The sequence below is a fragment of the Flavobacterium amniphilum genome, from assembly GCF_023634845.1.
Lineage (GTDB): Bacteria > Bacteroidota > Bacteroidia > Flavobacteriales > Flavobacteriaceae > Flavobacterium > Flavobacterium amniphilum.
In genome coordinates this window covers 149,057-162,277 of record NZ_JAMLJL010000010.1, presented here as the reverse complement: position 1 = coordinate 162,277, position 13,221 = coordinate 149,057, and the positions used below count along the sequence as shown (strand labels likewise).

Genomic DNA, 13,221 nt, shown 5'->3' with positions numbered 1-13,221 from the left:
CATTCATTTCAGGAATAATGCTCTCATCTATGGGAGCTTTTTTTATTTAAAGCTGTAACTTTATAGTATACTTTGTGTCTAATAACTATAAACATAAAAACTAAAAAATATGCAAGCTCATGAAATAGATTACCATATTTATGGTGAAGAAATGCAATATGTTGAAATTGAATTAGATCCGCAGGAAGTGGTGGTTGCCGAAGCCGGTAGCTTCATGATGATGGAGAACGGTATCAAAATGGAAACCATTTTCGGAGATGGATCTGGTCAGGAATCAGGAATGTTCGGTAAACTTTTAAGTGCCGGAAAACGAATGCTGACCGGAGAAAGTTTATTTATGACTGCCTATATGAACCAGGACTCCAACAAAAGAAAAGTCTCATTTGCATCTCCGTATCCAGGGAAAATTGTTGCAATTGACTTAACTCAATACCAGGGAAAATTCATTTGTCAGAAAGATTCGTTTTTATGTGCTGCCAAAGGAGTTTCGGTAGGAATTGAATTCTCTAAAAAATTAGGCCGCGGACTTTTTGGTGGTGAAGGTTTTATCATGCAAAAAATCGAAGGAGACGGAATGGCGTTTGTACACTCCGGAGGAACTTTGGCCCGTAAAGAATTACAAGCCGGAGAAGTTCTTAAAGTAGATACGGGATGTATTGTAGGCTTTACAAAAGATGTTGATTATGATATTGAATTCATCGGAGGAATTAAAAATTCAATTTTCGGTGGTGAAGGATTGTTTTATGCCACACTTCGCGGTCCCGGAATTGTATATATCCAGTCACTTCCATTTAGCCGATTAGCCGGAAAAATAATAGCAGCTTCAGGCTTTAACAGCACTAAAGAAGAAGGTGGTGTTTTAGGTGGTTTAGGCAAACTGGTAGACGGAATCTAAATTTATCGTAATAGTTATAACTAAAAAAGACTAAGCAAATGCTTAGTCTTTTCTTTTCTTATAAAGTCTCTTTCTTCTTTATAGTAAGGCTTTTAATGCCCATATTAAACAAGGTAAATGCCTGTACATCCACACTTTCCTGAATAATTGCCGCAACAGATTTTCCAGCACCGTGACCGGCATTTATATCTATTCGGATTAAAGTCGGATTATTACCACTCTGTTTTTCCTGCAATTCGGAAGCAAATTTAAAGCTGTGAGCCGGCACAACCCTATCATCATGATCTCCAGTTGTTACTAATGTTGCAGGGTATTCGACACCGTTTTTAACATTATGTACCGGAGAATATTTTTTAATGTATTCGAACATTTCTGCAGAATCTTCAGAAGTTCCATAATCATATGCCCAACCCGCTCCGGCAGTAAACGTATGGTATCGTAACATATCGAGAACACCTACAGCCGGCAATGCTACTTTCATTAAATCAGGACGTTGTGTCATAACGGCGCCCACCAATAATCCTCCGTTTGAACCACCGCGAACGGCAAGAAAATCCTTTGAAGTATATTTATTAGCAATCAAATATTCGGCAGCTGCAATAAAATCATCAAACACATTCTGTTTTTGCATTTTGGTTCCGGCATCATGCCATTTTTTTCCGTATTCCCCGCCTCCACGTAAATTCGGAACGGCATATACACCACCATTTTCCAGCCAAAGCGCATTGGAAATACTGAAAGCCGGAGTCAGACTCACATTAAAACCTCCGTAACCATAAAGGATTGTCGGATTTTTACCATTTAGTTTCAATCCTTTCTTATACGTTATAATCATTGGTATTTTGGTTCCGTCTTTTGAAGTATAAAAAACCTGCTTTGATTCAAAATCATCTGAATTAAAATCAACCTTTGGTTTCTGATATACAGTTGAAATTCCTGTTTTCGGGCTAAACGCGTAAATTCTGGTTGGTGTATAATAATTTGAGAACGAATAATATAATGTTTCATCTTTCTCCTTACCGTCAAAACCAAAAGCAGTTCCCACACCCGGTAATTCAATAGTCCGGATTAAATTTCCGTTATAATCAAATTGCTTAATTAATGAAATTGCATCTTTCATATAATTTGCAAAGATGTAACCGCTTCCGGTTGTAGGCGACAATGTATTTTCAGTTTCAGGAATCAAATCTTTCCAGTTATCCGGTGTTGGTTTTGAAACATCAACTGTAACAATTTTCTTATTGGGAGCGTTGAAATTAGTATAAATAAACAATTTACTTCCAACATTTTCAATCACATAGCTATCTGAATTAAAATTATCCATAATAGTTACGATTGGACTTTCGGGCACTGATAAATCTTTAATATACAACTCGTTACCTGATGTTGTATTTGATGCAGAAATCATTAAAAACCGTTCATCCTGAGTAACATTACCACCCACATAGCGACGCTTTTGATCTAATCCGAAAATTACTTTATCATCTTTTTGCGGAGTTCCCAATTTATGGTAGTATACCTTATGCTGATCGGTTTTTGCTGAAAGTTCACTCCCAACCGGCTTATCATAACTCGAGTAATAAAATCCCTCATTTTTATACCAGGAAATTCCACTGAATTTTACGTCAACTAATTTATTTTCAAGAACTTCCTTTGTTTTTGCATCAATAATAATCACTTCACGCCAATCAGAGCCGCCAATCGATATTTGATAAGCTGCTTTACTTCCGTCTTTTGAGAAATCAATTCCTGCCAAAGAAGTTGTACCATCTTTGGAAAAAGTATTTGGATCCAGAAAAACTTCTTCATTTCCAGATGCATCTTTCCTGTATAAAACCGATTGATTTTGTAAACCGTTATTTTTGTAGAAATAGGTAAAATCACCTTCAACAAATGGTGAACTTATTTTTTCATAATTCCACATTTTTTCCAAACGTGTTTTCAAATCATTGCGATACGGAATTTGATTCAGATATCCATCCGCCAGTTTATTTTGCTCTTTAACCCATACTTCAGTTTCCGGTGAACGGTCATCTTCCAGCCATCTGTAAGGATCTTTGATTGTTTTTCCGAAATATGCATCAGTGGTTTCAACTTTTTTGGTCACAGGATATTTCATTCCTTTTGTGTTTTTTTGGGATTGGGCATTAGCAGAAATTGCCATGACAACTGCTAACGAAGTAACTAGTTTTTTCATTGTGAGTTTGGTTTGAAGCAAAAATACATCTTTCAGACACTTACTTCTCATTCATAACAAAAAACCTATTATTTGTTATAAATTAAAATTCAACCCTACAATTAAATTCCTGCCAATATTTGGAATTCCATCAGCTTTTAAACGTGATAAATGCGATACATACTCACGGTTCAGAATATTATTTGCACTAAAACTCAATTCGCATTTAAACTTAGCCAAATTAATATTTCCGCCTAATCCGAAATTCAACAAAGAATACTCTCCTGTTTTGGTTTCGAACAATCCAACTTTATTTTGGGACAAAAATGTATCCAGATTCAATGACGCATATCCTGATTTTAACCATTTCAACTCAAAATCAGTTTTAAATGTATTACTCCATTTATTTGAAGGAATCAAAGGCAGGTAATCGCCATTATTCTTTTTACCGGTAACCGATTCAAAGCTACTGGTAATGTGAAGCCAGTCTATTGGATGCGGATGCAGATGAATTCCTGCTTCACCACCATAAAGATTGGCATCTGCCTGTACATAATCATATACATCATTGCCGTCGATCACATTGCCGTTTGGCGCAATAAAGATGTAATTATTGATTTTGTTGTAAAATCCATTTACAAAGAATTCAAAATGTTTATTTCCATATTCAAAATTCAAATCGGTTTGAATATTTTGCTCATTTTTCAGATTTGGGTTACCAATTTCATAACGGTTACTCCCTTCGTGAACACCATTTGAAGTTAATTCAGCTAAATTTGGCGCCCTAAATCCAGAAGCCACATTCAAACGTACAGTTAAATTATCGGTAATTGAAGTTTTACAACCCAATGACGCATTAAAACTGTTGAATTTCTTATCAATTGCTTCAAAATAACCTTCTTCTCCTGAAATTCCATGGGTTTCTGTCTCAATCCATCTGTTATCGAAACGAAATCCTGCCTGAAACACATTTTTCTTCCAGGAATAGTTAGTAGTAGCCAAAACACCCAAATCATTTATCCTTGCATCAGGAATTAAAATTTCTTCCCCGGAATTTACATTTGTCTGATTCATTCCCTGCAAACCAACAATAGTTTCAAATTTTCCCATTTTAGGAAATTCATATTTCGCATCGAAATTGAACGTTTTCAAATCCATTTCCAAAATTGGTTTAAGGCTGTCTTCAAATTCTTTACGGTCATTGGCTATATATCCGAAATCAAGATTTAGCTTCGAATTTTTGAAAAATATTTTGTTGTGCAAACTTGCGATTTGACTTAATACACCCTGCCTTGGAAAATCAGGATTCCTGATAGTTGTATTCTGTCCAATTTCTTCCGGCAATCCAAGTGACAGTAAATTTATATTATAGCGGAAAGTTGAAGTAAATTTTGTCCCGTTATAACTTATTCCGGTTTTAAAATCGGTTTCTTCAAAACGGGAATTAGTAACCCTGTTGCTATTTGGCATTTGATAATCAACATGGGTGTTATAACCTCCCCTTGCCAAAAATTTCCATTTTTCGGAAGACGTCTTCAATCCGAAATTAGTACTGCTTCCCAATGTATTACTGAAAAACTTCTGACTAAAATCTGCCGAATACGAATTAGGATTTGCAAACTTTTCGGGATTAAAAAACAAAACACCTCCAAGAGCATCTGAACCATAAAGCAAGGATGCAGGACCTTTGATTACTTCAACACTTTCAATACCGCTGTCGTTCAATCCTAATCCATGTTCTTCACCAAACTGTTGGTTTTCAAGGCGCACACCTTGGGTGTAAACCAAAACCCTGTTTCCACTCAATCCTCTGATAACCGGTTTTCCTATAGATGTACCGGTGGAAATATTAGCAACACCCGGAATTGTAGCCAGACCTTCAATAAGTGTTGCTGCACCTTTTTGCTTTAATTGCTTAATTTTTTGATTTTCAACCTTCATTACATTTTGCGACTGCATTTTATTGAAAACCGTCGATACGACGACCTCATCAATATGATGTGTATGCTCTTCGGTTAAGACCATGTCGTAAATGATTTCGGTTTCGTTTAGCTGTATAGTGGATGTGTTATTGTCAAATTTTGGATGTGAAAAAATAATGGTAAAACTACCGGAAGGCAGGTTCTTTATTTGGTATTTACCCTGCTCATTTGTTTTTGCTTCAATATGCAATTCGGGAATATGGACTGTAACACCTTCTAAAACGTTCTTATTTTCATCAGATACAATACCTGAAATGCTTGTTTGTGCCTGCACAAACAACGAGAACCCTATGAATAGGGATATAATAAATGATTTCATTGATTTTAATGATTATTGTTTAAATAGAAACGTGGAAATCCAAAAGCGATTGGAAATCCTAAAAAATAGCTTAAACAATAAAAGAAGGCGGTCCGCGGGATTTGATTATACTACCAGAGAAAAAAACTAATTTTTCACTGTAACCAAACAAACTGATAGTATTGTAAACCGGAATTTTAAACTCAAACGAGAAAAATTCGGTTGGAATGTAATTACTGAATGAATATTCACAGACAAAACAATCATCAAAATCATGATGGCTGTGTGTGAATTCGGTTTTTCCGGTATGGTATTTATGGTTGCAATGCTCAGTTGTTAATTGCTCGACCAAATGCTCGAATGAATGCAATGACTGAAACAGTACGCCAAAAAGCACCGTCAGTACCAAAGAATAGTTCAATATGAAGATTTTCTTTTTCATTCAGAACAAATATATAAAACAAAAAATAAATCCGTTCAACAAAAAGTCAAACGGATTCAATTTTTCTATTTCCTAAAACTTAAACCAGATTGTTAGCTACCAGATATTCAGCAATCTGTACAGCATTTGTAGCTGCCCCTTTACGTAAATTATCGGCGACGATCCACATATTCAATGTGTTTGGCTGACTTCCGTCACGACGTATTCTACCTACGAAAACATCATCTTTACCTTGTGCATATAAAGGCATCGGGAAAGTAAATGTATCTACGTTATCCTGAACCGTTACTCCTTCTGTCTGATGCAAAATTTGACGTACGTTACCCACTTCAAAATCATTCTCAAACTCAACATTAACCGCCTCGCTGTGACCGCCTACAACCGGAATTCTAACAGCAGTAGCCGTTACAGCTATCGTTTTGTCATCCAAGATTTTTTGAGTCTCACGTACTAATTTCATTTCTTCCTTCGTATAATCGTTCTCTTCAAAAACATCACATTGAGGAATCGCGTTACGATGAATTTGGTATTTATAAGCCATATCGCCTTTAACACCGTCATACTCATTTTCCAGCTGACGAACAGCTTTCACACCGGTTCCTGTTATTGACTGATAAGTAGAAACAACTACACGTTTAATATCATATATCTTATGCAATGGTGCCAATACCATAACCATTTGAATGGTCGAACAGTTTGGATTTGCAATAATTTTATCTTCTTTAGTCAAAACTGAAGCATTGATTTCCGGAACAACCAATTTTTTAGTCGGATCCATTCTCCATGCTGAAGAATTATCGATTACGGTAGTACCGGCTTCAGCAAATTTAGGAGCCCATTCCTTTGAAGTATCACCACCAGCCGAAAAGATTGCAATAGCCGGTTTCATGTCGATTGCAGTTTGCATACCAACCACCTTATACTTTTTACCCTTAAATTCGATTTCATTCCCTACTGACCTTTCTGAGGCAACAGGAATCAATTCAGTTATCGGGAAATTTCTTTCTGCTAATACTTGAAGCATTACTTCTCCTACCATACCGGTAGCACCTACAACGGCTACTTTCATCTTAAATGTGTGTGTTTAAATTTTGACACCACAAAAGTAATTAATATTTGGTTTCTAAATACACAATAACAAAATTTAACAAAATGTTATAATTTTTCATTTTTATGTGAAAAAAAATTACAAAAAATATTATTAACGTCGGATACCAAAATAAACCCATTGATTTACAAAAGAATAACAAAATAATAAAGTTAAGAAAATTCTTATTTTAATATTTTAGCGGCAACTAAAAAACTAAAAACTATGAAAAGAATTTATTTTTTACTGCTGTGCATGGGGATGTACAGTATGTCTATTGGCCAAACAACTTTAGTCAGTACCGGATCAAGTTGGAAATACCTAGATAACGGTACCAATCAGGGTACCGCGTGGAGAGCCACAACAATCAACGAAACCAGTTGGAAACAAGGAAACGCCCAACTGGGTTATGGTGACGGGGACGAAGCGACAGTAGTCAGCTATGGTACAAGCACATCAAACAGATATGTCACAACTTATTTCAGAAAAACCTTTTCGGTAACAAACCCAAGCCAATTTCTAAATTACACCTTACGTGTAAAAAGAGATGATGGTGTAGCAGTTTATGTAAACGGAACCGAAATATACAGGAATAACCTAGCTGCCAGTGCCGGTTATACAACTTTAGCAACTTTAGCCAGTGACGATGGAGGAACATTCCAGTCAGCAACACTACCTGCTAATACATTTGTTTCCGGAAGCAACACCATTGCCGTGGAAATTCATCAAAACGCAAAAAACAGTTCAGACATTAGTTTTGATTTAGAATTGAAAGGTAATACATCAGCACCACCTTCAGTTACACAAAAACATATCAGATGGGGCACAACAAAAAATCCATTGGAAGGATTGACTGTATCTTGGACAAACTCAACAGCAGCTACAACTGACCAGATTAAATGGGGCTATACCACTACTTACGAGCAAGGAACCAGCAATGTTACATCCCGCTCAGGATATTCGTCATCAACCAACAAATTTTTCAGTTTCACTTTCCCGGGAATATTAACTGCAAACGCAACAATATATTACTCTTTATTTGATTCTGTTTCGGGTGTGTGGAGCGCACAAAAAACATTTACCACCACTCCACCAACTACTACTGATACATTCAAATTTGCAGCTGTTGGTGATAGCAGAACCAATGTAGGCGTTTGGAATACCATTTCAACTTTAACCAATAACAGAAATCCGGCATTTGTGGTATTTAACGGAGATATAGTTGATACCGGAAGTTCAGCATCTCAATGGGATGCCTGGTTTGACAACGGAACCAACTTAATCAACAACAGACTTATTTTACATGCACAGGGAAATCACGATGTTGCATCAGCTTCTTATTACCAGAATATTTTTGATTTACCAAAAAACAACACTCCGCAAACTGAATTATACTATTCGGTTGAATATGGAGAAACTGTTTTCATTTGTTTAAATTCAGAAACACCTTCGGATGTTACTCAATACAACTGGCTTAAGTCTACTTTAGCCGCAAATGCATCAAAAAAGTGGAAAATTATTTCGTTCCACCGACCTTTTTATACAGTCGGTCCACATGCAGGCGAAATGGATGCCTATTGGAACACATGGTTCAAAGCTTTTGACGATTACGGTGTTGACTTAATTCTAACAGGTCACGATCATTTGTATGAGCGTTTCAAACCCATAAACCGAAATGTAAGCACATCATCTCCTGTTGCAAATTATGGAAGTCAGCCAACTGAAGGAAGATGTCAGGTAGTTTGCGGTGGTGCCGGTGCTCCTTTGTACACAGCAGGAAGTTCATCTTTCTTACAGGCTTTCAAATCAGATTATCATTATGTTATATTTGATGTAACGGGCACTACACTTTGTGGTACTGTTTACGACGATACTAACGTAGTAATTGACAATTTCTGCATCAACAAACCTAATTCTGCGAAGCAAGCCCAAAAGCAAATCTTCTATCCGATTAAAGTTTATCCTAATCCGGTTAAAGATTCTTTTAAAGTCGAATATTCCTCTCCAAACACCGGAGAAGCCATCATTAGTATTTATGATGTGAAAGGAAATTTGATTACAACCGAAAAAACAAATAAACCAGCAACAGATTTCACATACACTTACAATGGTTCAACATTAAAACCGGGAGTTTATGTTTTTGAAATCCAAATGGAAAACCAAAAAGACAGTTCAATACTAGTACGTGAATAAAAATATCATAAACATTGTGGAAAAATGTGCCCGGATAGGTGTTTTTGGCACTTATCTGGGTCATGGCATAGTCGCTTTGGGCATAAACCCGAAATGGATACCATTATTAACCTGTTTTGGTTTTAGTGAAGAACAAGCTATTTTCCTGATGCCGTATATCGGCGTTCTGGATATCATTGTTGCTTTCTTTGTTTTGATATTTCCAATCAGGATTGTAGTCTTATGGGCTGTATTATGGGCATTTGCCACAGCTTTAAGTCGGCCGATTTCTGGTCAGGAATTTGTTGAATTCGTAGAACGATCAGCAAACTGGTGCTTGCCTTTAGTCTTATTACTCACTTTAGGAATACCGGACAAAGTTAAAAACTGGCTCAAAGTCAGAGCATAAAAAAAGGAGGATTTAACGTCCTCCTTTTTCATTATATCAGGTTTATTTTTTTAATAAATCTCGAATTTGTGTCAGTAATTCTTCTTGGGTCGGACCTGCAGGCGGAGCCGTAACTTCCGGTTTTTTCATTTTGTTCATTGCTTTAATGATTAAGAACATTACAAAAGCAACAATAATAAAGTCAATTACTGCAGTAGCGAATAATCCCCATTCAATGGAAACAGCCGGTGCTGTTTCTTTACCAGCTGCATCCAAAACTGCTTCTTTCAAAACAATCTTCTTGTCTGCCAAATCAATACCTCCAAGCAACAATCCCACTACCGGTGCGAACATTTTTTCAACAAAAGCCGTTGTTAACTTGGTAAACGCAGCTCCCATCACAAAACCGATTGCCATGTCGACCAGATTACCTTTCATGGCAAACTCCTTAAATTCTGAAATAAATCCCATACTTACTTGTTTTTTGGTTAGTTAATTTTACTCGATTAGCTAATTTAACAATTTTATCCAATAAAACACATTTTTTACTCTCTATAGAAAACCCTTTTAACTCTTGCTGAAATACTTGTCAGGATTTCATACGGAATCGTACTCGTTGCTTTGGCTATATCAATCACCGAAGGATCATTACCAAAAATAACCACTTCACTTCCTTCAACACAATTAATTCCCGTAACATTTATCATTAACATATCCATACAAATACTGCCAATAATAGGAGCTCTTTTTCCGTTTATTGTCACATATCCGACTCCATTACCCCAAAGTCTGGAAATCCCGTCTGCATAACCAATTGGTATTGTAGCGACTTTAGTCGTGCTATCAGCCATAAAACGGCGTACATATCCCACACTTTCACCTGCTTCTATAACTCTTATCTGCGAAATAACCGATTTCAGTGTGCCAACATTTTCCAATTTCAACTGTTCGTCTTCTTCGTTTGACACACCATATAAACCAATACCCAAACGAACCATATCAAATTGAGCCTGAGGGTAATTACTAATTCCCGATGTATTACAAATATGACGGATTGGCTTGATATTCAATTCACTCATGAGTGTCGTCGAATCTCTCTCAAAATCTGCTATCTGTTGCAACGTAAAATCTCTGTGACCAGGCACATCGCTGGATGCGAGATGTGACATAATACTCTTAATATCAATTCGTTTAGTTTGCTTAAGAACAGAAATCAATTCGGGCAATATTTCAGTATCAAAACCTAACCGGTTCATTCCTGTATTGATTTTGATATGGACCGGATAATCTTGCAAATGTTTTTCATCAGCAATTTTAAGGAATGCCTTCAATCCTCTGATATTGTAAATTTCGGGTTCTAAATTGTATTGGATAATCGAATGAAAACTGGTCATTTCAGGATTCATGACCAAAATAGGCAATTCGATACCCGCTTTCCGTAATTCGATACCTTCATCAGCGAAAGCCACACCTAAATAATCAACTTTATGATGTGCCAAAAGTTTCGCAATTTCATAACTTCCACTCCCATAACCAAATGCCTTCACCATGATCATCAGTTTGGTTTTCGGATGAAGCTTTGATTTAAAATAATTCAGATTATGACTAATCGCGTTCAGATTGATATCCAAAACCGTTTCATGTGTTTTCTCTTCCAGAAGCGACACAATGTTCTCAAACTCAAATTGGCGCGAACCTTTAATCAAAACCGTTTCATTTATAAAATGAAGATTTTCAAAAGCTTTGATAAAATCTTCGGTAGTCAGAAACGAAATAGCATTCAGGAATTTATTTTTAAACTTTGAAACCGTTTCCCCAATACAGAAAACACGGTTGATTTTATGTGAAACAATTAAATGCGAAACTCTGGAATACAACTCTTCTTCGGTTAAACCCGATTGAAAAATATCTGATAAAATAAGAGTTCTCTTTTTATGCTGTTTCTGACTTTCCAGGAAATCCAAAGCTATTTTTAAGGATTGAAAATCGGAACTGTAACTATCATCAATCAATGTGCAGTTGTTGATTCCGTTTTTAACCTTCAGACGCATTTCCACCGGAAACAATTCTTTTACACGTTCTTCTATTGTTTCAACCGAGTATTTCAGGTAAAGCATGGTTAAAATACAATGCATGCTGTTTTCGATTGATGCTTCATCCGTGAAAGGAATCGAAATTTTAAAACACAATCCCTTACAGGTAATGCTCAACTCCGAATGATCATCTATTACTTTTTTCTGAATAAAAACATCGGCCGTTTTGTCCTGTGTACTCCAGGTAAAGATTTTGGTATCAGACTTAATAAAAGCTTCAATTGTTTTATTTTTATTCAGTATTAAAACCTCAACATCCTTAAAGAGCTTCAGTTTTTCTTTTATTTTTTGCGAAAGATCAGCAAATCCTTCATCATGTGCAGACCCAATATTAGTCAGAATTCCAATCGTAGGTTTGATAATTTTCTGCAAATGCACCATCTCTCCCACAGTCGAAATTCCTGCTTCAAAAATTCCGAAATTATGATAGGTATTAATCCCAATAACAGACAACGGTACTCCAACCTGCGAATTATAACTCTTCGGACTTCTGATAATATTATAATCCGGGCCCAGTAAAAAATTAAGCCATTCTTTTACAATGGTTTTTCCGTTACTTCCCGTGATTCCGATAATTGGAAAATGAAACAAACTGCGATAGTAGGCTGCAAAATCCTGTAACGCCTGTAAAGTATTAGGAACAATCAGAAAATTTGCGCGTGAGTTTAATCCTTCGGGAATATAATTCACTGCAAAATAATGAACTCCTTTGGTAATTAAATCCTCGATATAAATATGGGCGTCGTGATGTGGCCCGACTAAGGCAAAAAATAAGGTTTTATTATTGTTTTGAAGGGAACGGCTGTCTATCGAAACATTGTCTATAAGATCAGAAACTTTTTCAAAATTAGTTTCGGCTTGTATACTTTGAATAATGTCCTTAATTATAACACCCATTATTGATCTTTTTCGTTTTCTTCTTCTTTCCGGTTAACTATCTCTTCGTCAACCACTTCTATATTATTACGCATCGCATTAAAATAGGCAGCACGGCTTAACGGCTCATACTCTTCGGTTTCACCCAGAAGCACCAGACTGTCACTGGCCGCTTTACGGAAACTGTAATGTGCTAAATTTCCCGTTCGGGTGCATACTGCGTGTACTTTAGTCACATATTCAGCCGTAGCCATCAAAGCAGGCATCGGACCAAAAGGGTTTCCTTTGAAATCCATGTCCAATCCAGCCACAATAACCCGGATACCGGTGTTGGCCAAATCGTTGCAGACAGCGACAATTTCATCATCAAAAAACTGTGCCTCATCAATCCCGACCACGTCACAGCCTTGCGCTAAGATACGAATATTAGCTGCAGCTGGAACAGGCGTCGAACGAATCTCGTTTTTGTTATGGGAAACGACCATTTCATCATCGTAACGGGTATCTATCGAAGGTTTGAATATTTCTACTTTCTGTTTGGCAAACTGGGCACGTTTCAGCCTGCGTATCAACTCTTCGGTTTTACCCGAAAACATTGAACCGCAGATTACTTCAATCCATCCAAACTGTTCTTTATGATTTACTGTATTTTCAAGAAACATTTTTTATTTTTATAACGATAAAAATGAATAGTTTTTATTACTTTGTAACACAACAAAAATATCAAAAAACTGACGCTATAAATAGCTTATTCGAGAAAGTTATCAAAAAAATAACCATTTAACACTCTTCAATAAAACATAACAGAAAAA

The 13,221-nt window shown here is 36.4% G+C and carries 10 protein-coding genes; 3 read left to right on the top strand and 7 right to left on the bottom strand.

Going from position 1 to position 13,221, the window contains the following annotated elements; all coding sequences use genetic code 11:
• The first annotated feature begins 109 nt into the window (after nucleotides 1-109).
• Nucleotides 110-895 carry a TIGR00266 family protein gene (locus NAT51_RS12795; RefSeq protein ID WP_250598550.1) on the top strand — a complete coding sequence of 262 codons (786 nt, stop codon included), beginning with the start codon at nucleotides 110-112 and terminating at the stop codon, nucleotides 893-895.
• Nucleotides 896-953: 58 nt separating this feature from the next.
• Here the strand turns inward: NAT51_RS12795 and NAT51_RS12790 are convergent, their stop codons facing one another.
• From NAT51_RS12790 to NAT51_RS12775, 4 genes are all read right to left on the bottom strand, one after another.
• Nucleotides 954-3,092: a prolyl oligopeptidase family serine peptidase gene (locus NAT51_RS12790; protein WP_250598547.1), complete on the bottom strand. Its 2,139-nt coding sequence runs from the start codon at nucleotides 3,090-3,092 to the stop codon at nucleotides 954-956.
• A 75-nt stretch (nucleotides 3,093-3,167) separates the two neighbouring features.
• Entirely contained in the window at nucleotides 3,168-5,372 is a 2,205-nt protein-coding gene (locus NAT51_RS12785; protein WP_250598539.1) for a TonB-dependent receptor, read from the bottom strand.
• Between the two features lie 70 nt (nucleotides 5,373-5,442).
• The gene (locus tag NAT51_RS12780; RefSeq protein ID WP_250598537.1) at nucleotides 5,443-5,793 is read right to left on the bottom strand and encodes a hypothetical protein; all 351 of its coding nucleotides are present in this window, start codon (nucleotides 5,791-5,793) and stop codon (nucleotides 5,443-5,445) included.
• Nucleotides 5,794-5,872: 79 nt separating this feature from the next.
• Complete coding sequence (locus tag NAT51_RS12775; RefSeq protein WP_250598535.1) at nucleotides 5,873-6,862, bottom strand: aspartate-semialdehyde dehydrogenase; 990 nt, start codon at nucleotides 6,860-6,862, stop codon at nucleotides 5,873-5,875.
• 243 nt (nucleotides 6,863-7,105) lie between these two features.
• Here NAT51_RS12775 and NAT51_RS12770 point away from each other — a divergent pair, with 243 nt between their 5' ends.
• On the top strand, nucleotides 7,106-9,073 hold the full coding sequence (locus NAT51_RS12770; protein ID WP_250598528.1) for a T9SS type A sorting domain-containing protein: 1,968 nt from the start codon (nucleotides 7,106-7,108) through the stop codon (nucleotides 9,071-9,073).
• A complete protein-coding gene (locus tag NAT51_RS12765) occupies nucleotides 9,066-9,461 on the top strand; it encodes a hypothetical protein (RefSeq protein ID WP_250598526.1) in 396 nt (131 codons plus the stop codon). The genes NAT51_RS12770 and NAT51_RS12765 overlap by 8 nt, the downstream gene beginning before the upstream one ends.
• A 42-nt stretch (nucleotides 9,462-9,503) precedes the next feature.
• Here NAT51_RS12765 and mscL read toward each other — a convergent pair whose 3' ends face one another.
• The 3 genes from mscL to NAT51_RS12750 form a co-directional block, all read right to left on the bottom strand.
• On the bottom strand, nucleotides 9,504-9,911 hold the full coding sequence (mscL, locus tag NAT51_RS12760; RefSeq protein WP_250598524.1) for a large-conductance mechanosensitive channel protein MscL: 408 nt from the start codon (nucleotides 9,909-9,911) through the stop codon (nucleotides 9,504-9,506).
• Between the two features lie 74 nt (nucleotides 9,912-9,985).
• A complete protein-coding gene (locus NAT51_RS12755) occupies nucleotides 9,986-12,430 on the bottom strand; it encodes a bifunctional UDP-N-acetylmuramoyl-tripeptide:D-alanyl-D-alanine ligase/alanine racemase (protein ID WP_250598522.1) in 2,445 nt (814 codons plus the stop codon).
• On the bottom strand, nucleotides 12,430-13,071 hold the full coding sequence (locus NAT51_RS12750) for a thymidine kinase (RefSeq protein ID WP_250598520.1): 642 nt from the start codon (nucleotides 13,069-13,071) through the stop codon (nucleotides 12,430-12,432). The genes NAT51_RS12755 and NAT51_RS12750 overlap by 1 nt, the downstream gene beginning before the upstream one ends.
• Nucleotides 13,072-13,221: the final 150 nt, after the last annotated feature.

What these genes read in the sequence shown, in the direction of transcription:
- NAT51_RS12795 (WP_250598550.1), top strand. Translation starts at nt 110, where the DNA reads ATGCAAGCTCATGAAATAGATTACCATATTTATGGTGAAGAAATGCAA.
- NAT51_RS12790 (WP_250598547.1), bottom strand. Translation starts at nt 3,092, where the DNA reads ATGAAAAAACTAGTTACTTCGTTAGCAGTTGTCATGGCAATTTCTGCT.
- NAT51_RS12785 (WP_250598539.1), bottom strand. Translation starts at nt 5,372, where the DNA reads ATGAAATCATTTATTATATCCCTATTCATAGGGTTCTCGTTGTTTGTG.
- NAT51_RS12780 (WP_250598537.1), bottom strand. Translation starts at nt 5,793, where the DNA reads ATGAAAAAGAAAATCTTCATATTGAACTATTCTTTGGTACTGACGGTG.
- NAT51_RS12775 (WP_250598535.1), bottom strand. Translation starts at nt 6,862, where the DNA reads ATGAAAGTAGCCGTTGTAGGTGCTACCGGTATGGTAGGAGAAGTAATG.
- NAT51_RS12770 (WP_250598528.1), top strand. Translation starts at nt 7,106, where the DNA reads ATGAAAAGAATTTATTTTTTACTGCTGTGCATGGGGATGTACAGTATG.
- mscL (WP_250598524.1), bottom strand. Translation starts at nt 9,911, where the DNA reads ATGGGATTTATTTCAGAATTTAAGGAGTTTGCCATGAAAGGTAATCTG.
- NAT51_RS12755 (WP_250598522.1), bottom strand. Translation starts at nt 12,430, where the DNA reads ATGGGTGTTATAATTAAGGACATTATTCAAAGTATACAAGCCGAAACT.
- NAT51_RS12750 (WP_250598520.1), bottom strand. Translation starts at nt 13,071, where the DNA reads ATGTTTCTTGAAAATACAGTAAATCATAAAGAACAGTTTGGATGGATT.